Source organism: Acinetobacter sp. AYS6 (assembly GCF_025630795.1).
In the GTDB taxonomy this organism is placed as follows: Bacteria; Pseudomonadota; Gammaproteobacteria; order Pseudomonadales; family Moraxellaceae; genus Acinetobacter.
Genome location: NZ_JAOTNV010000007.1, coordinates 113701 through 139386, shown reverse-complemented (window position 1 = coordinate 139386; position 25686 = coordinate 113701). Strand labels below are relative to the sequence as shown.

The following is a 25686-nucleotide window of genomic DNA, read 5'->3' as shown; positions in this document are numbered from 1 at the left end:
TCTCTATGAAAAAAAATATGGGATTTACCCTGATTGAGCTAATGATTGTCGTCATGATTGTCGCTGTTTTTGTAGCAATAGCGATTCCATCATATCAAGCTCAAATTCGCCGTGCAGATACCGCAGCAGTCCAGCAGGAATTACTAAAGCTTGCTGGACAATTGGAAAGATATAAAAGCCAAAACTTTTCTTATCATGGTTTCGATCCTAAATATTTATATGGACAAACCTCAGCAATGAGTAGTATGGATTTTCCAAGCAGTACCAATAAAAAGTACACGATTACATTAGCTGATGTTAGTGAAACAGATGCTACTACTTTATTGGCTAGTAGTGCTGGATTGGGCCAAAGATGGGCGATTAGAGCAATACCGGAAACGGCAGGGTATGATGCTCTGTTAGTTACCAGTACAGGGATTAAATGTAAATCTAAATATTTGGTGGCAAATGATCTAACTAATATCAATAATTATACGGGGTGTGCTACAAATGCTGAAAAATGGTAGTCACCAAGGGTTTACATTAATTGAGTTAATGATTGTGGTGGCGATCATTGCAATTTTGGCAGCAATTGCTTACCCGTCTTATACTCAATATAAAATCCGTACTAATCGTACGGAGGTACAAGCTGAGATGCTGCGTATTAATCAACGATTACAAAGCTATAAAGTTATTAATCATAGTTTTGATAATGCTACTTTAGATAATGGTACAGCATCGCAAAATTATCCTTTAATAGGAACTGCTTTTTATACTGTCACTTTAGCGATTGACGCTGATAATCAGGGATATTTACTCAAAGCCACTCCAATTATTACCTCTATACAAAATGGTAATGGTGAAGTTTGCGTAAATCAGGATCAACAGCGTTATTGGTCTAAAGGTGTAATATGCTCATCAATAAACTTGTCAAATACATCAAATTGGGATGGACATTAATTTAAATTCAAAACTGCGGATAACTCAAAAAATAATCTTTCTTTCAGGGCGAAAATCACGTAGAATGTCGCCCTCTATGAAAGGGGTTTGAAGTGTTGCCGATGGTCGGCGCAGGGATAATCCGTAAGAATTATAAGGCTTTTATCATGGTTGTTATTCGTTTAGCACGTGGCGGCGCAAAAAAACGTCCATTCTATCAAATCGTTGTGACTGACAGCCGCAATGCACGTGATGGTCGTTTCATCGAGCGTATCGGTTTCTTTAACCCGACTGCACAAGGTCAAGCAGAAAAACTTCGTTTAGATGCAGACCGTTTTGCTCACTGGGTTTCACAAGGTGCTCAACCTTCTGAACGTGTTGCTTCTTTAGCTGCTCAAGCTAAAAAAGCTACTGCATAATTTTTTGTAGTAGGTAACCCATGACATCAACACAGAATGTTCCAGAAGATCGTATTCAGATTGGACAGTTACGTTCAGCTTATGGATTGAATGGGTGGCTCTGGGTGTATTCAAATACAGAACCTATGAGCAACATGTTTGACTATCTGCCTTGGTACATTGAGACCAAGGCCGGTTGGCAAACAATAGATGTAAAACGTTGGAAACCACATGGCAAAGGCTTGGTTGTTGCTTTGAAAGGTGTGAGTGATCGCACTGGAGCAGAAAACTTGGTTGGCGCTAATATCTGGATTGCTAAGTCTCAACTGCCAAAAGCAGATGTAGATGAGTACTACTGGTCAGATTTAAAAGGCTTAACAGTGTTTGGCCTAGACGATGAAGAGCAGGAAGTAAACTTAGGTAAAATTCATGAGTTGTTTGAAACTGGAGCTAATGATGTGATGGTGGTACATGCGACCCCAGACAGCATTGATTCAGAAGAACGCATGATTCCTTGGCATAAAGATGTAGTACAACGTGTTGATCTTGAAGCTGGTCGTATTTACGTCAATTGGGGCGTAGATTATTAATCCTTTTAGGATTAATACAGCAGGAAAATAGAGGAGTCTGTGATGTTTTTTGCAGTCATTACGCTTTTTCCTGAAATGTTTGAAGCGATTACAGCCTACGGCATCAGCGGACGTGCGGCAAAACGGGATATTGTACAAGTCACTTGTATTAATCCTCGTGATTTTGCTGAGGGTAACTACAGAAGAGTGGATGAACGTCCATTTGGTGGTGGCCCAGGTATGGTGATGATGGCTGAGCCTTTGGCGAAAGCAATTGCACATGCCAAACAGCTTGCCTCACAAGCAGGACATGTTCATGTTCCTGTGGTGTATATGTCTCCACAAGGCAAAACCTTAAATGAGCAGGCAGTACAGCAGTTTGTAGATTACGACGGCTTAATTGTACTGTGTGGACGTTATGAGGGAGTGGATGAACGTTTGATCCAGCATTATGTTGATCAGGAATGGTCAATTGGTGATTATGTTTTATCTGGTGGTGAATTGCCCGCTATGGTGTTACTTGACAGTATTATTCGCCGTTTGCCGAATGTAATGTCAGATGAACAGTCAGCAGTACAAGATTCTTTTGTTGATGGTCTTTTAGATTGTCCACAATATACAAAGCCAGACCATTTTGAGGGGCTGGATGTGCCAGACGTTTTAAAATCTGGACATCATGGCAATATCGAAAAATGGCGCTTTTTGCAGCGGTATCAACGAACTTTAGAACGTCGACCAGAGTTGGCCGAAAAAGTAGAGTTGAATAAGCAGCAAAAAAAATGGCTAAAAGATGCACAAGGGAATGGTGGTAATTCTTAACCACTATTCTTAGGAACGAAAGTTCTGCAACAAGACGAGAAGCAATGCTTCGAGTTAAAGCATGATTCTATTTAATGAATAGTTTTATGTATATTCTAAGGCTCTTTATAGACATATTGTCGTAAAGGGAAAGATAAACGGGTGATATGCGCTTTAGCCTCTATCCCCAGCGGAACCTCAGACCTCTTCTGACTCCGCACATATTGGAGATTCCCACAATGAGTGGTAAACATCCTTTAGTTCAAGCTGTTGAAAATGCACAGTTAAAAACTGATATCCCTGCTTTTGCTCCTGGTGACACTGTTATTGTCCAAGTTAAAGTAAAAGAAGGTGAGCGTGAGCGTCTTCAGGCATTTGAAGGTGTTGTAATCGCGAAGAAAAACCGTGGTTTAAACTCTGCATTCACAGTTCGTAAAATTTCTAGCGGTGTTGGTGTTGAGCGTGTATTCCAAACTCACTCACCAGTTGTTGCTAAAATCGAAGTGAAACGTCGTGGTGACGTTCGTCGTGCTAAACTTTACTACCTCCGTGACTTGTCTGGTAAAGCTGCACGTATTCGTGAAAAATTACCAGCTCGTAAAGCGTAAGCTTATAGCGAGTAAAAAAATGCGCCAATTGGCGCATTTTTTATTTAAAAATTATAGTCCTTGGAGCTTCAAACGGTTTGCGTGTTGACGGTAAACCGAGACAGGATCTGAGGCAAAAATAGAGCGTATCCCCAGCACTTGGTTCACTTCATCTAAATGATTCCAGTTGTAATCATCACGAATTGTTTTACCAAATTTGGCGCTACATCGGGAAACAAGTCCATCATTATCGCCAAATGGATCAACCACTAAGCTACTGCCGGTAAGGGCAATATCAAATGGATCTAATGGATTAGTTAGTGCTTTATTTCCTGAGAAAGAGTACATATAAATGCCTTTCTCTTGATATGTCCCCTCACCACAAGAGGTGGTTGGTACACCCATAGGGAATTGAGCATTAAATTGAGCGGAGCCTTGAGTTGATAAGCTATGAGCAGCTGCTAAAGAGTCATGCGGATAGCTTGTTGGATCTAGGCCTCCTGCCCAAGTAATGGCTGCTGAAAACCAGTTTACTAACGTTGCCAATCCGGACAGAGGAGTACCCTCAACGTTCAGGATGACATCTGCCATTGGTGATCCCTTGTGAGGTGCACCAATCGTGGTGAGTGACGCCACTTTTTCTGGCATGACACCGGCCACATAGCGAATTGTCGGGCCCCCATGGCTATGACCGATTAAGTTGACTTTAGGTTTCCCTGTAATGGCAATAATTTCTTCTACTTGCTGGGCAAGTTGTTCTCCACGCACTTCTGTAGAGTTAAAAGGTGACACTCTTGTAGCCCAGACATTTCCTCCATTGCGGGCAAGATCAGGAAGAATTTGGTACCAGTAATCGAGACCAAGCGTATCTGTTCCAACTCTGTTAAAACCCGCCATACCGTGATTAAAAACCATTGGGTATTTGGTTTGTGCGTAAGATGAATAGACGAACGAGCTTTTAACTTGTTCAGCATTTGTAGCATGGGCCACTGAAATACTCAGTCCTGAGAGCATTGCAGCGCAGAAAAACATTAACTTCCTTTTCATTTTTTACTCACTATTTTTATTTTGTATGAAAAGCAGCTTCTTACTGCTAGTGAATGTTTAGCCTATTCCTAAAAGAAAAGGCTTAATAATTAAATGGCAGTTCACCTCCCTGATCATGGACCGTTTCAAAAGTTCGAAGTCTTAGTTGTTCTTGTGATGAATTGAATTGTTGTTGGCGTAACTGCTGAATAGCTTGATTTTTGGCGCTATCACTCATGTTACTTTTAATAATTTCATCTCGACTATCGAGGTAACTGGTCACTCTTTGTTGCCAAGCACTACGCTGGCTATCTAACGTTTCTAATCTTTGAGTCGCCTCGGCTCCAACAAGTGCTGTACGCATTTGTCTAAGTTCTTCTGGTGAACCATGACGAGCTTTAATTTGTTTGGTCAGCGTATGTAAATCATCAAGTTTGGAGAGTTCTTGTAGATTTTGTTGCCAGTCTTCTGGAAGTTCTTCAAAACGCTCTTTAAGCTTTTGTGCCTTTTCAATTTCGCTTAAAGACGAGTCCTCAAGTATTTGCATACGATCAAGCGTATAGTTCTGATAGATATCTTCGGTTGAGAAAAGTCCTTCAATTTCAGAAGCAGAAAAGAAGCGTTTTCTTATATCTTGAATTGAATTAAAAATCTTTTGAAAATAATTTTTATCTTGTTGTTTTGCTGAAGGTGGCTGGATTTGGGCAAGCTGTTCACGATATTTTAAATAACGGGTCCATAAGTCCATAATTTGTGAGCGAGCTGGCTCTAAATATTGGCCCTGAATAAATTTCCCAAAGTGATTTTTGATTTGTTCTAAATCATTTTCCCCATATTGGGTAATAAAATATTCAAAACAGTCGCGGGTTTGACTATTTACGACCAAATGTTGAGAACTATCAATTTTTAACTCGCAGTTAACTTCTGTATCTTGCTGACTTTTACTATGGTACGCATCTTCGTTTAACGATGAATGATTTGTCTGAGGAGCTGATACTAAATTTTGAGCTTTATTTTCATTGATCTGAGCTGAGGTATTTTTTGAATCAGGACTTAGCCAATATACACATGCAATGAGACTCAAAATAAAAAATCCGAGCACACACCACAATACCTTCTTCTGCATTCCTTGCATAAAGATATCTTCCTTAAGTTTTAATTTGTTGTTTTTTTACTCGATCATTAATGTGCCATAAAATAAGTGAAAAGGCACCTAAATATTATGAAAATATCTTGCCGAATTTGCTAACATGTCGGCACTTTTTTCTAGCTTTGTGTTCCAGTAAAAATGACGACAAAAAATCAAAAAATTTCTCGTCGCCATATCAGTGGTGTATTTCTATTAAATAAACCATTAGGCTTAAGTTCAAATGCGGCTTTGCAAAAAGTGCGTTGGTTATATCGCGCCCAAAAAGCAGGTCATACTGGAGCTTTAGATCCATTGGCGACAGGTTTACTCCCGATTTGTTTGGGAGAAGCTACCAAGTTCTCACATTATTTGCTGGACTCAACAAAGCGCTACCAAACTACTGTTCGATTGGGGCAAACCACAACGACAGGTGATGTGGAAGGGGAGATTCTACAAGAACGCTCCGTTCCTGTTCTCAACCAAGAGCTTATTGAACAAACCTTAGAAAAATTTAGAGGTGATATTCAACAAGTTCCGCCGATGTACTCGGCTTTGAAAAAAGAAGGCAGACCGTTATATGAGCTTGCCCGAAAAGGTATTGAGATTGAGCGTGAAGCACGTCCAGTCACCATTTATGCTTTAGAGTTAATCGAATTTACCGAAAATAGTATCACTCTGGATGTCACTTGTTCTAAAGGAACATACATCCGTGTACTCGGTGAAGATATTGGTGAAGCACTTGGTTGTGGTGGGCATTTAACGATGCTAAATCGGACTCAAACAGGACATTTTGAGCTTATTCCGAGTTATACCATTGAATATCTGGAAAGCTTAACAGAAGAGCAAAGAGAAGCTTTGCTACTTCCAGTTTATGCTCCAGTTGACCATTTCTTAAAAATTCAGGTGCCTGAAGGACGTGAAAAATATTTTTGCAACGGTTTAGAAAGCAATATTGAGCATTCTGCAGAAGCAGAAGTTTTAGTTTTTTCGGGTGAGCGCTGTTTAGGCTTAGCTGAGATTACCGATAAAAAACGGTTGGTACCGAAACGTATCTTAAATTTGTAGTAGATGTAGAGTATAGAGCATGGGCATGGAATGGGATGTTATCCTTAGTTTGATCTTTTTTGCGTTTACTGCGGGAGCCATTGATGCAGCTGTTGGCGGTGGTGGACTCATCCAGATTCCTGGGATCATGAGCACTTTTCCCAACATGTCAACTGCTACGGTAATTGGTACCAATAAAGTCTCATCTATTTTTGGTACGGCGTCGGCGGCTTATACATTTGCTAAAAAAGTAAAGTTGCAATGGAAACTATTAGCGGTTATTGCCATTTGTGCTTTGATTAGCTCTTTTGCTGGCGCAGCTTGTTTATCACTTATACCCCAATCTGTATTGCGTCCTTTCGTGTTCGTGATGTTGATTGTGATTGCAGTTTATACGCTAGTTAAAAAGAACTTCGGACAGGTTCATACTGAGCAAAAAATTACCAATAAGATGCTAATTTTAGCGGCTATTGGTAGTTTGGCGATCGGTTTTTATGACGGTATTTTTGGGCCGGGTACAGGTAGTTTCTTTATCTTCTTCTTTATCCGTTTTTTACAAGTTGATTTCTTGCATGCTTCAGCGTTGTCAAAAATCGGTAACTTTATGACGAACTTAGCTGCCTTGAGTTTCCTCATTCCAACTGGTCACGCTATTTTGCATATTGGTTTAATGATGGCTGTTGCAAACGTGCTTGGTTCTGTTGTTGGGGTACGTACCGCGCTTAAATACGGTAGTGGTTTTGTCCGTATTATCTTTTTAATTTTAGTGAGTATTCTGATTTGCCGTTTGGGCTATCAAATGTTTGTTACGGGTTAAATAAGATTAAAAAGTATGAGCTGTTCCTAAAATGCAGTTCATACTTTTATGTATCATTTAAAATTAGAAATATAAAAATCATTACAGAAGTTTACTAGAAATAAAACTGTGTAAAAAATAGTCTCATTTTAAGCTACTTAGACAATATAAATTTCAACGTATGATAATCCTTGAAATAAAAAAGATTTTTTAGCTAAAAAATGAGGAAGAGAATGAATATTTTCGAAGCATTAAGAGAAAGCCACGAAAATCAACGCAACCTTTCTGAACAACTCGTTCAGACACATGGTTTAACCGAAGAAAGAAAAGAATTATTTGATGCATTAAAAAATGAACTGTATGCGCATTCTGTTGCTGAAGACCGTTATTTATACATCCCTTTAATGTTTGATGATGTCGGTTTAGATATTACAAGACATGCTTTATCTGAGCATCATGAAATGGATGAGTTGGTCGAACAGCTCGAAAAAACTGATATGAGTAGCCCAAGCTGGTTAGCAACCGCCAAACAGTTGAGTGAAAAAGTCCATCACCATTTAAAAGAAGAAGAGCATAAGTTTTTCCAACAGGCGGGAAAAATTCTTAAAGATAGTGAAAAAGAAACGCTCGGTAATAAATATTTAAAGGAATATAAAAAGTATAAAAAACAGCAATAGTATTTAACTACGCTACTTTTTTAGTACTTCTTAAAGTAACACCAATAGAGGCGAGCATTACGCAAGCTAAAGCTACCCATTGCAGCATGCTGATTTCTTCATGAAGTAATAAGAAACCCGTTAATGCTGCTAATGCTGGTGCTAAACTCGACAAGGTGCCGTAAGTTAATTTAGTGAGTTGTTTGAGCGCCATCAAATCAAGTGCATATGGTATAGCGGTTGCTAAAACCGCAATAATTAAAGCTTTACCCCAGTACTCTGTCTCAAGTAATGCAGGAGCATTATGCCAGATCCCGATTGGTAATAAGGTTAGTGCGGATAATCCAATTCCGATAGTTAACGCATGCATCCCGATATTTTGGGTCACGACTTTTTGACCAAAATAAATATAAAAAGCCCAGCAAAGCCCCGCGCCTAGTGCACAGGCAGCGCCCACATATGAAAAGTGATGTTGAGTTGGATCTTGCCAAGGAACCATGAGTGCAATACCTAGCATCGCAAGTGCCACCCAAATGTAGTCACTCTTTTGTTTAATGGAAAGTAGAGCAAGTCCTAACGGGCCAATAAACTCTAAACCCACTGCAATTCCTTGAGGTAACTTTCCAAGCGACGTATAAAATAAAATATTCATGAGGCCTAGAGACGCGCAATACATCAATAAATCACGCCATTTTAAATAAGGTAAGCGTGACCAGATTTTCCATGAGCGGAACATGATAGCGACAATAAATGTTGCAAAGCTCAGCCTTAAAATTGTAACGGTGAGAGGATCTAATGTTGCAATGAGCTGCTTAGCAAATGAAGCACTAATTTGATATGAAACCATCGACAGAATCATATATAGCACAGCAATAATGGGAAGATTCTGCATGGAAATACCGTAGGGCCTCATCTAATATTATTTAAAACTAACAATGGTCAATTATAGCGAATGCCACGTTTTAACTCGCAGTTTTAGCCGTTTTAACTTACTGTTTTTTCACGTTCTAGACGTGCTTTTTGGGTGGTTATGGTACAACCGACCGAAGCTGCAATAATTGTTGCGAGTGCCAGCCATTGATTCCATAACAAATATTCACCTAAAAAGATAAAACCAGAAAGTGCGGCAACCGCAGGTTCTAGGCTCATCAATGTCCCGAAACTTAAAGGTGTTAAATTACGTAGTGCTAGCATTTCTAAAGAGAATGGTAATGCGCTGGCTAAAATTGCTAAACCAATAAAATAAAAAATATAAGGGAGCTCTATCACTTGCCCTATTGAGCCTGAGAAAAAAGTAATGGGTAATAGTATGCATGCGCCCACACTCATTCCTAAACACACTGTGTGATTGCCTGATATACCTGAAGGTTTCTGTCCAGCGATAATATAAAGTGCCCAACATGCACCCGCACTAACCGCAAATAATACTCCGATCCAATCCAGACTATGAGCCTGATTGAAAGGGAAAAGTAAAATGAGGCCAACAATCGCTAAACTGACCCAAATGAAGTCATATTTTTGGCGTGCGTGATATAAGGCTACACTTAAGGGTCCAATAAATTCAAAAGCAACTGCAATACCAATTGGTAATCGCTCAATTGACAGATAAAAAAGTGCGTTCATTCCTGCAAGAGCAAAGCCATACGCTAAAATAGCTTTCCAACGGACCTGACTAAAATTAATTCGCCAAATTCTAAAAATAAAGGCAAGAATAATTGCACCTAAGCATAAGCGCATTGCTGAAACGGTAAGGGTAGGAAAGCTCTGGAACAGAAATTTAGCTAAAGAAGCACTGCTTTGTACGCTCAGCATAGCGAGAATAAGAAAGCCCAGAGCATGTAGCTGAGATTTCTGGTTCGAACTGGACATTTTATTATTTGATCAATTGGTATACTTTTCACATGATAATGTAAATACCCATAAAAAAGCCACAGACAATGCTGTGGCTTTTAAATTTACAGTTCGTATTAGAACAATACGCGCACGCGAATTGTACCTTCAACTTCATGCAACATATCTAAAGCTTCATGAGAAGCAGAAGCGTCAACGTCCATTACGAGGTAACCGATGTCACCTTTAGTCATAAGTGATTGACCAGAAATGTTGATGCCTTGCTCAGCAAACAAGTTGTTGATTTTAGACAATACGCCCGGTACGTTTTTGTGGATGTGCAATAAACGATGTTGGCCAGCAGTCAATGGTAAAGCGATTTCTGGGAAGTTCACCGCAGAAAGCGTCATACCCTTGTCAGAGTAAGCAACAAATTTCTCTGCAACTTCTAAACCGATGTTTGCTTGCGCTTCCATGGTTGAACCACCAACGTGAGGAGTCAAAATCACATTGTCTAAGCCGCGAAGTGGAGAAACAAACTCTTCACCATTTGCTTTTGGTTCTTTAGGGAATACGTCAACCGCTGCACCAGCAATATGACCAGACTTGATTGCATCTGCTAAATCTTCAATGACTACACATGTACCACGTGCAGCATTTAGGAAGATTGCGCCTTCTTTCATTTTTGCAAATTGTGCTTTAGTGAAGAAGTTGCGTGTAGATGGAACATCAGGCACATGTAATGTAACGACATCAGCAGTCGCTAAAAGTTCATCTAATGAACCCACTTGGCGAGCATTACCCATTGGTAATTTAGTCACTGCATCGTAATAAATAACATGCATACCTAAGCTTTCAGCAAGAACAGAAAGCTGAGAACCGATGGAACCGTAACCTACAATACCTAAAGTTTTCCCACGAGTTTCGAAAGAACCGACAGCAGACTTATCCCAACCACCACGATGACAAGCCGCCGATTTTTCAGGAACACGGCGAAGAAGAAGAATCGTTTCAGCAAGTACAAGTTCTGCTACCGAACGCGTATTTGAATACGGTGCGTTAAATACAGGAATACCACGTGCCATTGCTGCTTTAAGATCAACTTGGTTTGTTCCGATACAGAAACAACCTACAGCGATCAATTTATTTGCAGCTTCGAAAACTTCTTCAGTCAATTGGGTACGCGAACGAATACCAATAAAGTGAGCATCTTTAACAGCTTCTTTTAGCGCTTCGCCTTCAAGAGCAGTTTTGCGATAGTCAATATTGGTGTAACCCGCAGCGTTTAGAGTATCGACTGCGTTTTGGTGAACGCCTTCTAACAAAAGGAAACGGATTTTATCTTTAGGTAGTGAAAGATGTTGGCTCATTACGGCTCCGCTACAAAGGCCAAATTTGGTGGCGGTATAATAACATACTGGGCGGTGCTATAGATATTTCGTTTGCGCCCTCGTCTTATGGCAATTTTATCTATGGCTAATCACTTCTGTTTATGGCTTGTCGATCTTTTGAAAATATGCTTGTCATATAACTTCTGAAAGATTGTTATTTGGCGGCTTTATAAAACGCTATTTATGAACGTTAAACATGTTTTGTAGTGACAGTATCTCTATTCTGAACTTTATCGCTTGTGTAGTTACATGTAGAATATAGCTGTTCAAATGTTCAAATGAACATTATGGCTTTGCTCAGGTGAAAACTTTGAGAAATATGAGGTCATAGTCCCACCACAGTTTACTTCTTGCTAGGTCTGCAAACGATGAATGCTCCAGTCGCTTTAACACCTGAGTTACTTACCCAATTAACAGCAATCGTCGGTGAAAACCGTATTAAAACCGATGCTGATAGTCTCGAAAACTGGGGTAAAGATCATACCAAGCATTTTAATCCGAACCCATCGGTCATCGTTTTTCCATCGACTACTGAGCAAGTACAAGCTGTTGTGAAGCTTGCGAACCAGTTTAATATTGCGATTACACCATCAGGTGGTCGTACTGGTCTCTCTGCTGGTGCTGTAGCAACCAATGGTGAAATTGTCATTAGCATGGACAAAATGAACCAGATTCTTGAGTTCTTCCCAGCAGACCGTATGGTACGTGTTCAAGCTGGTGTTGTGACTGAACAATTGCAAAATTATGCAGAAGAACAAGGGATGTATTATCCGGTTGACTTCGCGTCAGCGGGTTCTAGCCAGATTGGCGGTAATATAGGAACCAATGCGGGTGGTATTAAAGTCATTAAATATGGCATGACACGTAACTGGGTACTTGGTTTAACCGTTGTTACTGGTAAAGGTGATATTTTACGTTTAAACAAAGGCATGGTTAAAAATGCAACTGGTTATGCATTACAGCATTTGTTTATTGGTGGTGAAGGTACATTAGGTTTAGTGACTGAAGCAGAAATTAAACTTGAGCGTCAACCACAAAACTTACAAGTTTTAGTTTTAGGTGTTCCTGATTTTGATGCAGTAATGCCTGTACTACATGCTTTCCAAAAAGATATTGATTTAACTGCGTTTGAGTTCTTTGGTGAACTTGCAATGCAAAAAGTTTTAAACAATGGTCATGTACAACGTCCATTTGAAACTGAATGTCCATTCTATGTATTGCTTGAGTTTGAAGCGCCGTATGAGCCGATTATCGATAAAGCGATGGAGATTTTTGAGCATTGTATGGAGCAGGGTTGGGTACTTGATGGCGTAATGAGCCAGAGCCTTGACCAAGTCGAAAGTTTATGGCGTTTACGCGAAGATATCTCTGAATCAATCGCGCCGTTCACTCCATATAAAAACGATATTTCAGTATTAATTACTCACGTACCTGCATTTATTCGCGAGATTGATGCCATTGTTCAAGAGAACTATCCTGATTTTGAAATTTGCTGGTTCGGTCATATTGGTGACGGTAACTTGCACTTAAATATTTTAAAACCTGAAAACTTAACTAAAGATGAGTTCTTTGCGAAATGTCAGGTCGTCAATAAATATGTGTTCGATACCGTTAAAAAATACGACGGTTCAATCTCTGCTGAACATGGTGTAGGCATGACGAAAAAACCATATTTGGAATATTCACGTTCAGCTGAAGAAATTGAATATATGAAGGCATTGAAGTTGACGTTTGACCCGAACGGGATTATGAACCCAGGCAAATTATTTGATCTGTAACAGAGCAGCAATCTTTAGAACTACATAGTTTCTACAGAGTAACCAGCAAAGGCATAGCATCATAAAGCTATGCCTTTTGTTTTTGGTGATAAAAATGCAACGTTTATTTTTAATTTCAGCGCTCTGTGCTGGACTTTTCACTGGGTGTGCAACGACCAGTAAATTAATTCCTTTTGTGGGCTCCGAGACCCCAATGCAACAAGTACTTAAAGCTCAACCTGAGATTGTAAAAGAGCACAATAACACCTCAGTTCAGCAAGTGTTTAACCGAGTAGAATCTCCAACGGTTTCCCGTATTGTTGTCATTCAAACCGGTTTAATGGATGACTCCGTCTCTGCCATTCGAACAGAATATGCATTTAAATTAGTCGATGAAAAATGGCAATTACAAAATAAGCAAAAAAGCTATCAGTGTGCGAGAGGGAAAGGCTCTAGAGGATTCCAAACACAGCTTTGCTCATAAAAACAAAAAAAAGACGATAAATATATCGTCTTTTTTTATGGGCTAAATTATACGCCGCTTTCTAAAATTTTAATTTTGACATCAATGACATCATCTTTAACTGCTGCATGATGGGCTTGCATATGAGGTGTAGCCAAATGTGCTTCAAGATGGGCAACGCTTGCCCATTTTTCTAACATCACAATTGTGTCAGGTTCTTGAGTCTGGAAGCTCGCATTTGACTTATGATCAATCAAAGGCTCATAGCCATGGCAACCATCTTCTGCTAAAACCGTTGGAATAATTTTTTGAAAAGCATCCAGTACGTTTTGACGATGCTGTCCAGCTGATTTGGTGCGAATTTCTGCAATAATGGTTAGCATGGATTTCTCCTTATTAAGCTGCTGCAAATACACTATTTAAGTGTGCTTTATATTCTTCAACATAACTATCAACGTCAGGCATTTTAATCACGTCATTAACAATAAAAGTCGGTAATGTACTCATACCTAAAAATTGATTTGCTTTATGAAATGGTAAATAAACACCATCTACACCCACGCCATGGAAAAATTGATCTGCATCTTCAAATGCTTCCATTGGTGCATTCCAAGTCAATGACAGCATATATTTTTTGCCATGAATTAAACCACCTGAACCATATTTTTTTGATGCATCAGAACGGCTACGACCATCATTTGCATAAAGTGAACCGTGGCCTACAGTAAATACATCATCAATATATTTTTTTACAGTCCAAGGGGCACCCATCCACCAACCTGGCATTTGGTAAATAACGACATCTGCCCATAAGAATTTTTCAACTTCATTTTCTGCATCGTAATCGCTATCTGCGCGCGTCACTTGAACGTCATGTCCAAGTTCCTTGAGATGGGTGGTTGCGAGCGTGGTTAATGTGTCATTTAATTCACCATTTGAATGTGCAAATTGTTTGGCACCATTAATCACTAAAATCTTACTCATGGGAGTCACTCTAATTAAATTCCTAAATTGATGTGTACTCTAAGGGATTTACTCTTGTTGAAAAATGCATGAATTGGAAAAATATTGTTGACTAAAAGTCAGTAATATTGGCTTGCTAGCTCACAATGAGTTATGTGCTTTGAAGAAAAGCTTTATATTTATAAACACGGTTACAATGTTGAACGGAATAAATTGTTTGTAGACTTTAGCATTAAATTTGGGTAAACCGGAGAGATCACGTATGAGAAAAATGAGTTTGCTGATTGCTTTTAGCCTAGCAACACTAACGGCTTGTACACCAGCTAAAAATTCTTCTGCTCAACTTGCTGATAGCCCGATCCAAGCAGTATTACTTGATCAACCCGATCTTTTAAATGCTGCAAACAATTTGGATATTTCACAGCAAATGAATGCTGCCGATGATCCCTCTAATGCTCAAGTCACTATTTTACAGACAGAGCCTAGCGATGATGCAATAACAAAAGTCCGTACAGAATATTTATTAAAGCGAGACCAGCAAGTCTGGAAAATTGTGAATAAAAAGCAAAGCTATCAATGTACAAAAGGAGAGGAAACCTCAGACTTTCAAGTTAACCCTTGTCCTTGATGCTTAATTTTTTATCGAATATGTGGATAACTTTGAGTTTGTACACAACAGAAATTTGTAGGTTTCTTAGAGCAAAAAACTGAAATTTGAGATTCTTGAAATTGCATGATTGATGAGCAATTTAAAAAGTGCTATTGTTGCGCTCGGCAATTGTGCCAATTGGTAAGAACTACCGAATCTCATATCATATTTTTCTTTTCTTAAACACCTTGTGAATACGGTGTTTCACATTCTAAACATGCACTCTCACGGCATATAAAAACTTATCTAAAGATTGATTGACCATACTGTCATCATCATGACTACATCCTATTTAATATGTAGTCATAGAGGACATATGGCCGCTATTTTGAAGTGTCCAACTCATGAAAAATATTCAAACGGCAACGTTGAACCGTACAACGTTGATGTTTCCTTTGGCCTTAGTGCTATTTGAATTTGCGGTTTATATTGGTAATGACCTTATTCAGCCAGCGATGTTGGCAATTACTGAAGATTTTGGTGTAAGTGCTACTTGGGCACCGTCTTCAATGTCATTTTATTTATTAGGCGGTGCTACGGTTGCATGGTTACTTGGGCCGTTGTCGGATCGTCTCGGACGTAAAAAAGTATTGTTAGCAGGGGTTTTATTCTTTGCTCTATGCTGCTTTTTAATTTTACTAACGCGGCAAATAGAACAATTTCTGGCATTAAGATTTTTGCAGGGAATTGGTTTAACTGTAATCTCCGCAGTAGGTTATGCTGCCATTCAAGAGAGCTTTGCTGAGCGTGATGCAATTAAAGTTATGGCGCTCATGGCAAATATTTCTCTGCTTGCGCCCTTGCTCGGACCTGTACTTGGCGCCTTTTTAATTGATTATGTGTCTTGGCATTGGGGATTTGTAGGTATCGCTGTATTGGCATTACTCAGTTGGATAGGTTTGAAAAAACAAATGCCAAGTCAGCAGGTCAGTGTAACTCGGCAACCTTTTAGTTATCTTTTTGATGATTTTAAAAAGGTGTTCACTAACCGCCGTTTTTTAGGTTTAAGTCTCGCCTTACCGTTAGTGGGCATGCCTTTAATGCTGTGGATTGCTTTATCTCCAATCATTTTGGTTGATGAGTTAAAGCTGACCAGTGTGCAATATGGCTTGGCTCAATTTCCAGTATTTCTAGGTTTGATTGTAGGCAACATCGTTTTAATTAAAATTATTGACCGTCTCGCTTTAGGTAAAACCATCCTGATTGGTTTACCGATTATGCTCCTCGGTACAGTTATTTTAATATTAGGTATAGTTTGGCAAACTTATTTAATTCCTTGTTTGCTTACAGGCATGACGCTCATCTGTTTTGGTGAAGGAATTAGCTTTTCAGTCTTATATCGCTTTGCACTCATGTCATCTGAGGTATCAAAAGGAACGGTTGCCGCAGCAGTTTCGATGTTACTGATGATGAGTTTCTTTGCAATGATTGAACTTGTACGTTATCTCTACACGCAATTTCATTTATGGGCCTTTGTCTTATCTGCATTTACCTTTATTGCTCTTTGGTTTACTCAACCACGAAGTGCTTTAAAGCAGGAAATGCAAGAAAGAAAGCTCGAAGGAAATGACTAAATTAAAAATACCGGAATCGATATTCCGGTATTTTTTTAATATTAGGTAATTTCTTGCTCTAAAAGTTTGTCTTTAAGCATGAGCAATTCTGGTAATGTTTCTAACAATAAACTGATTTGTTTCAAGACCAAAGTGTATTTCTCAGCTAATTGTTCCTGAGCCGTTAAGTCTTGAATTTCTTTTAATATTTGAGAAATAAGCATCTGGTCGGGTCGGGTTTGCTCAAGTACGCTTTGGCTCAAAATTTCTTGGCAACGTAGTAATAACTGTAAAACCTGCTCTTCATCAATTTTCTGACGTTGGCTACCTAACGCTGCCACATAACTTAGCTGGCTGTGGCTATAAACCAAATAGCGAAAAGCGTAATGAATGAGTTGAGGGTTGGGATTCGGCTCAGCACTTAAACTCGAGATCATGTTGGATAGTTCGATTTGAGCATTATGGGCAGCACGACGAATTCGACGGTATTCTATATCCTGATTTTTACCATACTGATATTGCTGAGCAATCACATTGAAATAATCTAGCGTCGCTTTGCTACTTTTCTTAATATTGTTAGGAATATTGCGGAAGTTCCAGTCGGGCCAAATAAAGTTTACGGCAAGCCATGCAATCAAGCAGCCTAATAAGGTATCGATTAGGCGAGGTAAAATAATGCTGTAACCTGCACCTTTTAAGTTAAAAATTAATAGCACCATGAGGGTGGCCATCAGTGTTGCTAGGGCATATTTCTTCTGGCGTAAGTAGAAAAAGCTAACTCCACAAATAATGGTAAGAATGAGTTGGCCTTCAATACTCGGTACAAAATATAAAATAGGTATTCCTAATAAAACCCCGAGTAAGGTGCCAATAGTTCTTAGTTTAAGACGGCTTTTAGTCGCAAAATAAGTGATCTGACAGACAAATAAGCTAGTCAGTAAAATCCAATAACCATGCTGTGCAAAAGGTAATAATGAAATCGCATAACCTGCTGCGAAAACGACAGCAATTCGTATGGCATGCCTAAATAGGGCTGACTGCGGCGTAAGTTGCTGCCGAAGTTTCAAAATCAGATCTGAAAATCCTTGAATATCATCATCAAGTAAATTTAAGTGTTCCTGTCTTGTTTGGGTATTATTTTCAGGGAAGGGCTGTGCATATTGTAGTTGTTCAAACTGTTCATGCATTCCTTTTAAATTATCAAAAATAAGTTTTAAGTTTTTAACTTCAAAATTTTGTGGATGCTGCTGTATCCAGTCCTTTAAAGAACTTTCTAAATGATTTAGTACGGTTTGGCTTTCTTGTGAAGGCTGATATGGTCGATTATGTAAAATACACTGTGCTAGATCTTGGCATGCTTGTGCCTGTAGGCGCAGGTTTTTCTGGAAACGGAAAATAAGATCGCTACGGCTAAAGTTCTGTTGAATACGTTCGTAATGTAAATAATTAGAGGTTGCTTGTTCGTGAATGTCTCGCGCAAAAAAATACAGATTTAACCAATAAATACTTTTATTACTAACACGTGAAGCCTTGAGCCGAGTGAGTAGGGAGCTACGTATCTGATTGAGGCTTTGAGCAACTTGTGTATTTTGTAGGGATAATTCATATAAAAGCTGTTCAACATTCTCTTTATTATCGGGATCAAACAAACGTGCTTTTGCTTGAAGTAAAACAGAAATTTCTTTAAAAATTTGTGAGAGTTTATCTTGTAAGGGAAGTGTCGGTTTAATAATAAAAAATAAAATAGAAGTGAAACCGTACCACAGAGCTCCATAAACAAAATAGGTGGGCTGCTGATACCAATGAGCATATTCGCCCAAACCGAACATGCTATAAATGGAAAGCAGAATCGTGCCAAAAGAAATCGTGGCATAACGTTGCCCTAAAGCCCCTAATAAAATGAAAAAAGCGCTCGAAAGAGAAAGATATAAAATAAAGAAAATTTTGTAAGGGGCTAAAAAGCCAAGAATAGTACTGACTGTAAAGAATAGGAGGCAGACGTAAATCAAGTTTCGTAATCGAATACTTAAGCGATCATCAAAGTCGGTTAATGCTGCTGCAATCGCACCTAAAGTTACGGGAACGATGAGTTCGTTATGGCCTAGCCAAAGCAAACCTAAAGTTGTACCTGTGAGTACAATCAAAATTTGCAGGCAATAAATTAAAATGGAGTTTGTCTTAAAACTATTAAATATTTGGGTCAGATAATTCACGGCTTTTGTTCTAAATTAGAGAATACGTGAGAAAGCAGTATGTAACTTTAAATTTTTATTACTTCAAAAATATTATTCTTTTTATCTACAAAAGTCAGTCACTTTTTAAGGTTTTATTAGGGTGAAACGAAGTTGTAACGGTCAATAAATTAACAAAATTGTGGATATCTTTTTAGATACCCACAATTTGAAAAAGACATAAATTATTTAATTACACCACATGCAATTCGTGCTCCACCACCGCCAAGAGGAAGAGGTGAATCTGAATAATTGTCGCCACCCGCATGAATCATGATAGCTCGGCCTTGAATATCAGCAAGTTTCAATCGAGGTGCGATTACAGCAGTCGTTGCAACACCAGTATTATCGACTACTAAAGCAGGTAAATCGCCTAAGTGGCCAGTTGTTGGAGTACCGTGATGAGGGGCTTGATTCGGGTTGTAGTGACTACCAGCAGCTAAAGCAGCACCAGCTTTTCCATCTTTTACAGCTGGTTCACAAGAGGCATTTTCATGAATATGGAAGCCGCGTGTACCGCTTGGTAAGTCTGCTAGAGCAGGCGTAATAATTAAACCTTTGTCGCTATCTTGAAAGCTAATCGTACCTAATTTTTTACCAATACCAGCGGCAGTCACTTCATTTACATCGACCACTTTTTTCGTATGCATTGTCGTTAATGCTTGAGCTGTATCAGACACAGTTTTTGTGACTGAACTACAGCCAACCGTAAAAAAAGCTGTAAGCGCACAGACTGCGCCAATTTTATTAAACATCTGCATGATTGGATGTCCTTATAAATATATATGATCGTTTGATTCAAACAAAGGAAGGCCTAGCCTACAAGTTAATTTAAATAGTCACTTTGTATCTTGAAACATTTTTAAATTAAATAAATATGTCACTCTTTATTGCTCGAAGATTCACTTTCAGAATCATAAATCATAGTTGTTTTTGGCATAGGTTCAGGTTCGATCGTTTCATGTAACCATTCACGCCAAATTGCCAGTAAAATAGCTAGAATTACAGGTCCAATAAATAAACCTACCAATCCGAAGCTCGCAATACCGCCTAACACACCAAACATAATTAATAGGAATGGAATTTTTGTGGCGCCAGAAATCACAAGTGGTCGAATCACATTATCTGAGCTACTCACAATCACTACACCCCAAACTACTACACCAATTGCTTCCATAGTTTGTCCCTGAGAGAATAACCATAGACCGACACCTAAATAGGAAATTGGTGTACCAAATGGAATTAAAGCCAATAAGAAAGTAGCAATGGTAAGTACCATTGGGTTTGGGACACCTGCTACGAAATAACTTAATCCAGCTAAAACAGCTTGAGCAATTGCAGTTAAACCCACGCCATAGACTACAGCACGAGTCGTTTCAGAAATGGTATCAAGATAATGATGAATACGAGGGCCTATAACCATTTCTAAGGCTTTACTCACCTGAGATAAAATCATTTGACCATCACGGTAAAAGAAAAATAGGCTAAATACGGCAAAGCCAAGTTTGACAATATTTTTACTAATTTCACCGAGCAGTACACGCCCATAACTTAAATGACTTTGTACCCAAGCTGCAATGTTCTGAATGGTGCTATTAGGGTCGTTATTTAACTCATTGAGTGTGCGAGAAATCTCTTTTCCAACAAAAGGAAGCTCTCGTATAAAATCAGGAACACTTAAATGACCTGAAAAAACCTGACGTTGTAAGTCAAAATATAAATTGCGGCCTTCATGCTGCAAAATAAAAATAGCGCATGTAAAAGGAACACCAACAACCAAAATGACCAAACTAATCATTAGAGTTGCATTTAATGTATTACGGGTTTCTCCAAAAAAACGCTGAATTCTTAAATAAATAGGCCAAGTCATATAAGCAATGATGGCAGCCCAAAGTACAGGTACAATAAAGTATTTCAGGATATTAAATCCTAAAAAAATCAAAATAAAAAACAGCCCAAATAATAAAACGCGCTGTAAATTAGGAGCGTATGGATGCACGAAAAATATTTCTCTAATTTTCTAAATAGAATAAAGTCATATTAACTGAAAAATAATATGAGGCAAATTTTAAGGGCACATTGTAAAAAACCTTATACATCTCTTTTAAGTGGCTAAAGTCATTTAGAACCACTCTGCTTTATCTTCAATTAATTTATTTAGAACTGGTTGCCATTGGTTTTGGATACTAATAAAGTTTTTTTGAGGTTTATCAAAAACGCTTAAACCTTGCATCGCTAAGCTACCATAAGCACTACGTTCAGCAATCCATGCAACTGGTTCCTGTTCAATTTTTTCAAAGAATTGTTGAATATCCTTTGAGCTGGCGCTGTTCGGTTTTACACGATTTGCAAGAAGTAAAATCTGTACTTTGCCTTTACGAATACGCTTAATATCTTGTAAATGCTTTAAAAAGCGACGCGTACTGTCTATATCAAAAAATGAAGGCTGAAGTGGAGTAATAATGGCATGAGCTTCACTAATAAGTTGCTCGGCATGCTCACCTGAAAGTGCACCAGGCGCATCAATAATTAAATAATCCAGATTTTTAGGCGCATCACCAATTGATTTTTCGTGACGCCAGTCGAGGCTTTGAATCTTTGTGACGCTATTGGGGCGCTGTTTTAACCACTGTAAAGCCGATTTTTGATTGTCCGAATCTGCTAATGCTACTTTATATCCTTTTTGTGCCAATGCTGTTGCCAACGTAATGGCCGTCATGGTTTTTCCGCATCCGCCCTTTTGATTTGCAATAAGTATCGTTTTCATAAATCCAATTATTTTCAGCAGCACATTTGTTTATGTTTTATACCTTAGCATCTTTTTATGTGAAGGAGATGACCGCATTTGACAAAAGTTTAAGCTGTATCGTGATTTTAGATATGATTAGATCTGTAATCTTGATTCGCGCTTTTTAAGGAAAATTTATGTCTGTATGGCTTGCCATGCTTATTGGTGCTGGAATTGGCATCATTATCACTACTCTTATTTTATCAAACACCCGTAATGGCCGAATTAAGGCTGAATATGAGCAATACATTGCTGAACTTGAATTCGAGCATCAACAAGCTCTTACTCAAGCACAAAAGAGAAGTGTAAATACAAGCCGTGCTGTGTTGAAAGGAAAGATGGCAGAACAATTCGCCCCAATTTTGCCAGAATTTCAGTATTTACCTAGCGATGCAAAATTCATGGGTGACCCGGTGGATTATATTATCTTTGACGGATATACCGATTTTCGGGATGGGGATGGTACGGCAGAAGACATTAATATTATTTTACTGGATGTAAAAAGTGGGGGTGCAAGACTCACTAAAGGCCAACAAGCAATTGCGCAAGCTGTTCAGCAAGGCAATGTTCGTTTTGAAACTTTAAGAATTCAGTTGGAAGATTAAACAAAAATTTGAATGCACAAAAATAGACGAAATTAAGCTGTATTGTTACTAAATTCCGATATTTTTTTCATGGCTTAAGACTACTATAAATTGAAGATCTTTTTAATTTGATCTAGCAATATTCGAGGTATAACGCGATGAAAAAACAACGTTTAATGATGTGCTTGTTGGCTGCTATTGGCATGAGTTCAGCATTTGCATCGACCTCAAGTGAATATAATATTGCCAAAGGACTGAACCCTGTTGAAAAAGACCAGTCAATTTCTGTATTGCAACCTTTTCAGGGGAATTTCAGAATATTGGGTTCAAAAATATATCACAGTGATGAGCAAGCTAAATTTTCACCTATTGACTATGCTGTAAGTTGGGGATTGTTCGCACAACCTGAAATTGCACGCCATATTTCAGTAAAACAGTATGACCGTTATTTAAACTGGAAAATTCCTAAATTACCTGTTCCGGCAGAGCAAGCAATGCAGATGGTGTCTAACATGCACATCATTCCTGCAAACCCTGAAATTGCTCAGCAGATTAAACAGGTTAAACGTGGTGATTTAGTTTATCTTAAAGGTGACCTTGTCGAGATTAAGGATAAAAACCTAGTCTGGAAATCTTCACTTACGCCAACCGATACGGGCGATGGTGCATGTGAATTATTCCGCGTTCAGGCAATTCATTGGGTTGAAAAGCAAAATATATAATTTGAAAAAAGCCTTCATAAATTTGAAGGCTTTTTTATTGGTCTTTCGAAATTACTTCTGTTGCGATGCTTTCCAATATTTTAATTGATTTTGCGCTTGTAAGTAGTCAGCCAGATCATTGATCTGCTCATCTTTATTAGCGTGCTTATCACTATAGTGTTTTTCTTGATTTTCCCAATATTGATAAATTAGACCTTGTATATAACGGCCTTGTTCAGTTTTTAAATCTAAGTCTTTTAACATGGTCAGTGCAGAGCGCACATTATCAAGAGTACGCTGTTGCTCAAACTCTGTAGTGAGGGTTCCAGCTTCATGCATTTTTGCTAATTCACTTTCCATCTCGTCGCTCATTTCTGTAAAGCGGCGGTCATAGTCTTCTAAAAGCGCAATATCGTGTGCATCATCAGCAGTGGCAGGGAACGTCTTGACAGGTCTTTCATTCAGTTTTTCTAAGACCTGATCGGTAGAGGATGTCGCCGAGTGTTGCTCGGTTTTTGCCGGCTCATCCGCTTTTTTACAAGCAGTAAGTAATAGGCTAGAGCAAAGCAAAGACATTAATATGACCTGGGGTGTTTTTTTCTTCATAACTTTCAACCAAACCTATTCACTAATTATTTAACGGGTAACGTACTTTTTTGAAAGTGATATGCATATGTGACATATGGAAAATCAATCTGATCTTGAGGACCCAGTCCGGTAAAATCATAAACAATTTTTTCAAACTGTGCTTTGAGTTGTAACTGATCTTTTTCAGTCATTGCAGCAATAAAACTTGTAGAGAGTAAACGTTTACTCACCACTTGTTCAACAGAGCCGCGTTGTGACTGTATAAATGTTTGGAGGCTATCAAATACAAATAAATTCTGATCTTCAAACACACGTTTCCACTTTTCACTATGATAACGAGGCGTGTCCCCTTCAAGGGGAAGTAGAAAATCAGCTAAAGCTTTGACCCAATCTGTACGCTCATCGCGTTGATTCCAAACCAACCCTAAATGTCCTTGTGGTTTTAAGATTCTGTGCATTTCTGTTAGGGTATCGAGGTTATCAAACCAGTGAAAAGATTGAGCACAAATAATGGCATCAATTTCATGGTCTGCTATAGGAATTGAATTGCTAAAAGCCTGTAATGTTTTGATATCAGGATAAACTTGTTGAAGCTGCTGTAACATCTCGCCAATTGGCTCAACTGCAATAACATCTGCATGTGTTTGTTTTAAGTAGGGTAAGAATTTGCCAGTACCCGATCCAAGATCGATAACAGTAGAATTTTCCTGTATTTGTAGGCAATTTTGCAGCCAACTTACTATTTCTGCGGGATAATTGGGTCTAACTTGCTGATATAGTTCAGCAGCTGAGCTGAAGCCTTTTTGAGCGGCAGGATGTAAGGATTGTGTCATATTTTGCGCTTTTTAATCTGACTGGCATCTATAAAATAAGATACTCCGCAATCATAAATTGGCAAAACACCTATTTTGTTTCATTTTTGACGTTGTATGTGGGAGTAAATTTTCTTTCGGTGTGAGCATGGATAAGCAAATTATTTTTGAAGACGAACACATTAGAGCCATTTTTTTACCCGGCGATTCTAATACATTGGTTCTCTCTTTTGGCGATTTGATTACCCGAGCGAGTGGCTTATCTATCAATGCTGAAAAGTCCCTAATTAAATACCAATACAATGTTATTGGAATAATGCCAAAACAAAAATCATGGTTTCCTCAAGCGAGCATGATTGAGCTGGCGAAAACACTTTCGCCTGTTCTTCAGGGTTTTAAAAATATTGTAGGTTATGGCGGTTCAATGGGCGGCTATGCAGCAATTAAATATTCTAATTTATTGAATATGAATCGTGTGATTGCATTTGTGCCTCAATATTCAATTGATCCTGATCAAGTTGAAGATCGACGCTATGCTGAGTTTTTCGATGCTGAAGCAAACAAAGATATGCAGATTCAGCTGCAAGATGTGGATGCGGGGCGTGAATATATCATTGTTTATGACCCTTATTTTTCGACTGACCGTGAACATTATTTAAAAATAAAAGAGCTTTTGCCAAACTTACATACGATTCATTTGCCATTTACTGGTCATGAAGCATTATCTGTATTGGCAAGCTCAAGTTTATTACATGATTTTATTGAACATGACTTCGATGAAATCTATTTTTATCAACAGGTTCGTAAGGTCAAAAAACAAAGTAAATTTTATTTCCGTAATGTACTTGCACATGTACTTTCGCATCATGATGACATGTTGTTAAAAATATTACGCCAAAATGATTTTCAGCTTGATGAGCGTTATTTTGATAACCCTCTTAAACAGGCTATTACTCGTAGCCTCATGAAAGCAAAGCAGGCAACTGAGTTAGACTTTCAAAAACTGGGTATTAAGATACAACACACTCAGCAAGAGGTGAGCTATAAAGAGGGGTTACAAAATAGCTTTAGCTCAATTTTGGTGTTCAACCTCATCAATTCAAAGTTTGAGAGTTATGCTCTAGATGTTCTGCTGGCAAATAAGTCTTATTTAATTCCAATTGTGGCTGAACACACTGGTGTAGTTCATATTGAATTAAATAATGAAACTTATTTGTTAGGGATGAATGATCGCAAAATCATTAAATTGTTCAAGCGTGAAGAGCCTTTAACGTCCGACATGAGCCCATTTGTAATCAAAAAATATTCCGACTTTTTTGCAATCAGCTATAAGCAATTAAATCTATCTTGTGATGAACAAGGGGTGTGTGAGTTTATAGAAGGTTCAATCCAGCCGACTGAACAACTAGTCTCAATCAGCTATTAAAATTTTATAGTGGTTAAATAAAGCTCAGG

The 25686-nt window shown here is 38.5% G+C and carries 29 protein-coding genes; 16 read left to right on the top strand and 13 right to left on the bottom strand.

From position 1 onward, the window contains the following. Nucleotides 1-5 precede the first annotated feature (5 nt). From OD757_RS11260 to rplS, 6 genes are all read left to right on the top strand, one after another. On the top strand, nucleotides 6-506 hold the full coding sequence (locus OD757_RS11260; protein WP_263031922.1) for a type IV pilin protein: 501 nt from the start codon (nucleotides 6-8) through the stop codon (nucleotides 504-506). Further along, nucleotides 490-939: a type IV pilin protein gene (locus OD757_RS11255; RefSeq protein WP_263031921.1), complete on the top strand. Its 450-nt coding sequence runs from the start codon at nucleotides 490-492 to the stop codon at nucleotides 937-939. The genes OD757_RS11260 and OD757_RS11255 overlap by 17 nt, the downstream gene beginning before the upstream one ends. A gap of 146 nt (nucleotides 940-1085) precedes the next feature. Beyond that, a complete protein-coding gene (gene rpsP / locus OD757_RS11250; protein ID WP_000260334.1) occupies nucleotides 1086-1337 on the top strand; it encodes a 30S ribosomal protein S16 in 252 nt (83 codons plus the stop codon). Nucleotides 1338-1357: 20 nt separating this feature from the next. Then, nucleotides 1358-1906 carry a ribosome maturation factor RimM gene (gene rimM / locus OD757_RS11245; protein ID WP_009392005.1) on the top strand — a complete coding sequence of 183 codons (549 nt, stop codon included), beginning with the start codon at nucleotides 1358-1360 and terminating at the stop codon, nucleotides 1904-1906. A gap of 42 nt (nucleotides 1907-1948) precedes the next feature. Then, on the top strand, nucleotides 1949-2704 hold the full coding sequence (gene trmD / locus OD757_RS11240; protein ID WP_009392015.1) for a tRNA (guanosine(37)-N1)-methyltransferase TrmD: 756 nt from the start codon (nucleotides 1949-1951) through the stop codon (nucleotides 2702-2704). Between the two features lie 218 nt (nucleotides 2705-2922). Continuing rightward, a complete protein-coding gene (rplS, locus tag OD757_RS11235; protein WP_009391971.1) occupies nucleotides 2923-3291 on the top strand; it encodes a 50S ribosomal protein L19 in 369 nt (122 codons plus the stop codon). Between the two features lie 51 nt (nucleotides 3292-3342). On the opposite strand, the gene OD757_RS11230 is transcribed toward rplS, so the two are convergent. Both OD757_RS11230 and OD757_RS11225 read right to left on the bottom strand, forming a co-directional pair. Next, the gene (locus OD757_RS11230) at nucleotides 3343-4284 is read right to left on the bottom strand and encodes a lipase family alpha/beta hydrolase (RefSeq protein WP_263032111.1); all 942 of its coding nucleotides are present in this window, start codon (nucleotides 4282-4284) and stop codon (nucleotides 3343-3345) included. A 115-nt stretch (nucleotides 4285-4399) separates the two neighbouring features. Then, nucleotides 4400-5431 carry a lipase secretion chaperone gene (locus tag OD757_RS11225; RefSeq protein ID WP_263031920.1) on the bottom strand — a complete coding sequence of 344 codons (1032 nt, stop codon included), beginning with the start codon at nucleotides 5429-5431 and terminating at the stop codon, nucleotides 4400-4402. A 153-nt stretch (nucleotides 5432-5584) separates the two neighbouring features. Here OD757_RS11225 and truB point away from each other — a divergent pair, with 153 nt between their 5' ends. The 3 genes from truB to OD757_RS11210 all read left to right on the top strand — a co-directional run bounded on the left by truB (nucleotide 5585) and on the right by OD757_RS11210 (nucleotide 7942). After that, on the top strand, nucleotides 5585-6490 hold the full coding sequence (gene truB / locus OD757_RS11220) for a tRNA pseudouridine(55) synthase TruB (protein ID WP_151826477.1): 906 nt from the start codon (nucleotides 5585-5587) through the stop codon (nucleotides 6488-6490). Nucleotides 6491-6509: 19 nt separating this feature from the next. Next, nucleotides 6510-7286 carry a sulfite exporter TauE/SafE family protein gene (locus OD757_RS11215; protein WP_005301047.1) on the top strand — a complete coding sequence of 259 codons (777 nt, stop codon included), beginning with the start codon at nucleotides 6510-6512 and terminating at the stop codon, nucleotides 7284-7286. A gap of 212 nt (nucleotides 7287-7498) precedes the next feature. Next, nucleotides 7499-7942, top strand: a complete 444-nt coding sequence (locus OD757_RS11210) for a hemerythrin domain-containing protein (RefSeq protein WP_003653765.1) — start codon at nucleotides 7499-7501, stop codon at nucleotides 7940-7942. 7 nt (nucleotides 7943-7949) lie between these two features. On the opposite strand, the gene OD757_RS11205 is transcribed toward OD757_RS11210, so the two are convergent. The 3 genes from OD757_RS11205 to serA form a co-directional block, all read right to left on the bottom strand. After that, complete coding sequence (locus OD757_RS11205; RefSeq protein ID WP_263031919.1) at nucleotides 7950-8813, bottom strand: EamA family transporter; 864 nt, start codon at nucleotides 8811-8813, stop codon at nucleotides 7950-7952. 92 nt (nucleotides 8814-8905) lie between these two features. Next, nucleotides 8906-9790 (bottom strand): EamA family transporter, encoded by an 885-nt coding sequence (locus OD757_RS11200; RefSeq protein ID WP_263031918.1) that lies wholly within the window; start codon nucleotides 9788-9790, stop codon nucleotides 8906-8908. Nucleotides 9791-9888: 98 nt separating this feature from the next. Then, complete coding sequence (gene serA, locus OD757_RS11195) at nucleotides 9889-11121, bottom strand: phosphoglycerate dehydrogenase (RefSeq protein WP_004789759.1); 1233 nt, start codon at nucleotides 11119-11121, stop codon at nucleotides 9889-9891. Nucleotides 11122-11510: 389 nt separating this feature from the next. On the opposite strand from serA, the gene OD757_RS11190 reads away from it, so the two are divergent. After that, the gene (locus tag OD757_RS11190) at nucleotides 11511-12920 is read left to right on the top strand and encodes an FAD-binding oxidoreductase (protein WP_009392035.1); all 1410 of its coding nucleotides are present in this window, start codon (nucleotides 11511-11513) and stop codon (nucleotides 12918-12920) included. Between the two features lie 94 nt (nucleotides 12921-13014). Further along, nucleotides 13015-13383, top strand: coding sequence for a hypothetical protein (locus OD757_RS11185; protein ID WP_004789750.1), 369 nt, complete (start codon nucleotides 13015-13017; stop codon nucleotides 13381-13383). 47 nt (nucleotides 13384-13430) lie between these two features. Here the strand turns inward: OD757_RS11185 and OD757_RS11180 are convergent, their stop codons facing one another. Together OD757_RS11180 and OD757_RS11175 are read right to left on the bottom strand one after the other, a co-directional pair. Next, the gene (locus OD757_RS11180; RefSeq protein WP_263031917.1) at nucleotides 13431-13745 is read right to left on the bottom strand and encodes a putative quinol monooxygenase; all 315 of its coding nucleotides are present in this window, start codon (nucleotides 13743-13745) and stop codon (nucleotides 13431-13433) included. Between the two features lie 13 nt (nucleotides 13746-13758). Continuing rightward, nucleotides 13759-14346: an NAD(P)H-dependent oxidoreductase gene (locus tag OD757_RS11175; protein WP_034678647.1), complete on the bottom strand. Its 588-nt coding sequence runs from the start codon at nucleotides 14344-14346 to the stop codon at nucleotides 13759-13761. Between the two features lie 241 nt (nucleotides 14347-14587). On the opposite strand from OD757_RS11175, the gene OD757_RS11170 reads away from it, so the two are divergent. Together OD757_RS11170 and OD757_RS11165 are read left to right on the top strand one after the other, a co-directional pair. Beyond that, entirely contained in the window at nucleotides 14588-14953 is a 366-nt protein-coding gene (locus OD757_RS11170) for a hypothetical protein (RefSeq protein ID WP_263031916.1), read from the top strand. Nucleotides 14954-15318: 365 nt separating this feature from the next. Further along, nucleotides 15319-16548 (top strand): MFS transporter, encoded by a 1230-nt coding sequence (locus tag OD757_RS11165; RefSeq protein ID WP_263031915.1) that lies wholly within the window; start codon nucleotides 15319-15321, stop codon nucleotides 16546-16548. A 41-nt stretch (nucleotides 16549-16589) separates the two neighbouring features. On the opposite strand, the gene yccS is transcribed toward OD757_RS11165, so the two are convergent. The 4 genes from yccS to OD757_RS11145 form a co-directional block, all read right to left on the bottom strand. Then, a complete protein-coding gene (gene yccS, locus OD757_RS11160; RefSeq protein WP_263031914.1) occupies nucleotides 16590-18740 on the bottom strand; it encodes a YccS family putative transporter in 2151 nt (716 codons plus the stop codon). 203 nt (nucleotides 18741-18943) lie between these two features. Then, complete coding sequence (gene sodC, locus OD757_RS11155; RefSeq protein WP_263032110.1) at nucleotides 18944-19513, bottom strand: superoxide dismutase [Cu-Zn] SodC; 570 nt, start codon at nucleotides 19511-19513, stop codon at nucleotides 18944-18946. Nucleotides 19514-19638: 125 nt separating this feature from the next. Next, nucleotides 19639-20757: an AI-2E family transporter gene (locus tag OD757_RS11150; protein WP_263031913.1), complete on the bottom strand. Its 1119-nt coding sequence runs from the start codon at nucleotides 20755-20757 to the stop codon at nucleotides 19639-19641. Nucleotides 20758-20880: 123 nt separating this feature from the next. Further along, nucleotides 20881-21525 carry a ParA family protein gene (locus tag OD757_RS11145; RefSeq protein ID WP_263031912.1) on the bottom strand — a complete coding sequence of 215 codons (645 nt, stop codon included), beginning with the start codon at nucleotides 21523-21525 and terminating at the stop codon, nucleotides 20881-20883. A gap of 158 nt (nucleotides 21526-21683) precedes the next feature. On the opposite strand from OD757_RS11145, the gene OD757_RS11140 reads away from it, so the two are divergent. Both OD757_RS11140 and OD757_RS11135 read left to right on the top strand, forming a co-directional pair. Continuing rightward, nucleotides 21684-22151, top strand: coding sequence for a Holliday junction resolvase-like protein (locus OD757_RS11140; protein WP_263031911.1), 468 nt, complete (start codon nucleotides 21684-21686; stop codon nucleotides 22149-22151). 137 nt (nucleotides 22152-22288) lie between these two features. Further along, nucleotides 22289-22852, top strand: a complete 564-nt coding sequence (locus OD757_RS11135) for a hypothetical protein (RefSeq protein WP_263031910.1) — start codon at nucleotides 22289-22291, stop codon at nucleotides 22850-22852. A 51-nt stretch (nucleotides 22853-22903) separates the two neighbouring features. Here the strand turns inward: OD757_RS11135 and OD757_RS11130 are convergent, their stop codons facing one another. Further along, on the bottom strand, nucleotides 22904-23437 hold the full coding sequence (locus tag OD757_RS11130; RefSeq protein WP_263031909.1) for a hypothetical protein: 534 nt from the start codon (nucleotides 23435-23437) through the stop codon (nucleotides 22904-22906). 26 nt (nucleotides 23438-23463) lie between these two features. Continuing rightward, a complete protein-coding gene (locus OD757_RS11125; protein WP_263031908.1) occupies nucleotides 23464-24252 on the bottom strand; it encodes a class I SAM-dependent methyltransferase in 789 nt (262 codons plus the stop codon). A gap of 127 nt (nucleotides 24253-24379) precedes the next feature. Between OD757_RS11125 and OD757_RS11120 the strand changes: the two genes are divergently transcribed. After that, nucleotides 24380-25657, top strand: a complete 1278-nt coding sequence (locus OD757_RS11120; RefSeq protein WP_263031907.1) for a hypothetical protein — start codon at nucleotides 24380-24382, stop codon at nucleotides 25655-25657. Nucleotides 25658-25686: the final 29 nt, after the last annotated feature.

Excerpts from the sequence above, each read along its gene's own strand:
- trmD (WP_009392015.1), top strand. The coding sequence starts at position 1,949 with ATGTTTTTTGCAGTCATTACGCTTTTTCCTGAAATGTTTGAAGCGATT.
- OD757_RS11190 (WP_009392035.1), top strand. The coding sequence starts at position 11,511 with ATGAATGCTCCAGTCGCTTTAACACCTGAGTTACTTACCCAATTAACA.
- OD757_RS11165 (WP_263031915.1), top strand. The coding sequence starts at position 15,319 with ATGAAAAATATTCAAACGGCAACGTTGAACCGTACAACGTTGATGTTT.
- OD757_RS11260 (WP_263031922.1), top strand. The coding sequence starts at position 6 with ATGAAAAAAAATATGGGATTTACCCTGATTGAGCTAATGATTGTCGTC.
- OD757_RS11130 (WP_263031909.1), bottom strand. The coding sequence starts at position 23,437 with ATGAAGAAAAAAACACCCCAGGTCATATTAATGTCTTTGCTTTGCTCT.
- rimM (WP_009392005.1), top strand. The coding sequence starts at position 1,358 with ATGACATCAACACAGAATGTTCCAGAAGATCGTATTCAGATTGGACAG.
- rpsP (WP_000260334.1), top strand. The coding sequence starts at position 1,086 with ATGGTTGTTATTCGTTTAGCACGTGGCGGCGCAAAAAAACGTCCATTC.
- OD757_RS11140 (WP_263031911.1), top strand. The coding sequence starts at position 21,684 with ATGTCTGTATGGCTTGCCATGCTTATTGGTGCTGGAATTGGCATCATT.
- truB (WP_151826477.1), top strand. The coding sequence starts at position 5,585 with ATGACGACAAAAAATCAAAAAATTTCTCGTCGCCATATCAGTGGTGTA.
- OD757_RS11125 (WP_263031908.1), bottom strand. The coding sequence starts at position 24,252 with ATGACACAATCCTTACATCCTGCCGCTCAAAAAGGCTTCAGCTCAGCT.
- OD757_RS11230 (WP_263032111.1), bottom strand. The coding sequence starts at position 4,284 with ATGCTCTCAGGACTGAGTATTTCAGTGGCCCATGCTACAAATGCTGAA.
- OD757_RS11185 (WP_004789750.1), top strand. The coding sequence starts at position 13,015 with ATGCAACGTTTATTTTTAATTTCAGCGCTCTGTGCTGGACTTTTCACT.
- OD757_RS11210 (WP_003653765.1), top strand. The coding sequence starts at position 7,499 with ATGAATATTTTCGAAGCATTAAGAGAAAGCCACGAAAATCAACGCAAC.
- OD757_RS11180 (WP_263031917.1), bottom strand. The coding sequence starts at position 13,745 with ATGCTAACCATTATTGCAGAAATTCGCACCAAATCAGCTGGACAGCAT.
- rplS (WP_009391971.1), top strand. The coding sequence starts at position 2,923 with ATGAGTGGTAAACATCCTTTAGTTCAAGCTGTTGAAAATGCACAGTTA.
- OD757_RS11255 (WP_263031921.1), top strand. The coding sequence starts at position 490 with ATGCTGAAAAATGGTAGTCACCAAGGGTTTACATTAATTGAGTTAATG.
- OD757_RS11215 (WP_005301047.1), top strand. The coding sequence starts at position 6,510 with ATGGGCATGGAATGGGATGTTATCCTTAGTTTGATCTTTTTTGCGTTT.
- OD757_RS11200 (WP_263031918.1), bottom strand. The coding sequence starts at position 9,790 with ATGTCCAGTTCGAACCAGAAATCTCAGCTACATGCTCTGGGCTTTCTT.
- OD757_RS11135 (WP_263031910.1), top strand. The coding sequence starts at position 22,289 with ATGAAAAAACAACGTTTAATGATGTGCTTGTTGGCTGCTATTGGCATG.
- OD757_RS11175 (WP_034678647.1), bottom strand. The coding sequence starts at position 14,346 with ATGAGTAAGATTTTAGTGATTAATGGTGCCAAACAATTTGCACATTCA.
- OD757_RS11145 (WP_263031912.1), bottom strand. The coding sequence starts at position 21,525 with ATGAAAACGATACTTATTGCAAATCAAAAGGGCGGATGCGGAAAAACC.
- OD757_RS11170 (WP_263031916.1), top strand. The coding sequence starts at position 14,588 with ATGAGAAAAATGAGTTTGCTGATTGCTTTTAGCCTAGCAACACTAACG.
- sodC (WP_263032110.1), bottom strand. The coding sequence starts at position 19,513 with ATGTTTAATAAAATTGGCGCAGTCTGTGCGCTTACAGCTTTTTTTACG.
- serA (WP_004789759.1), bottom strand. The coding sequence starts at position 11,121 with ATGAGCCAACATCTTTCACTACCTAAAGATAAAATCCGTTTCCTTTTG.
- OD757_RS11120 (WP_263031907.1), top strand. The coding sequence starts at position 24,380 with ATGGATAAGCAAATTATTTTTGAAGACGAACACATTAGAGCCATTTTT.
- OD757_RS11205 (WP_263031919.1), bottom strand. The coding sequence starts at position 8,813 with ATGCAGAATCTTCCCATTATTGCTGTGCTATATATGATTCTGTCGATG.
- OD757_RS11225 (WP_263031920.1), bottom strand. The coding sequence starts at position 5,431 with ATGCAAGGAATGCAGAAGAAGGTATTGTGGTGTGTGCTCGGATTTTTT.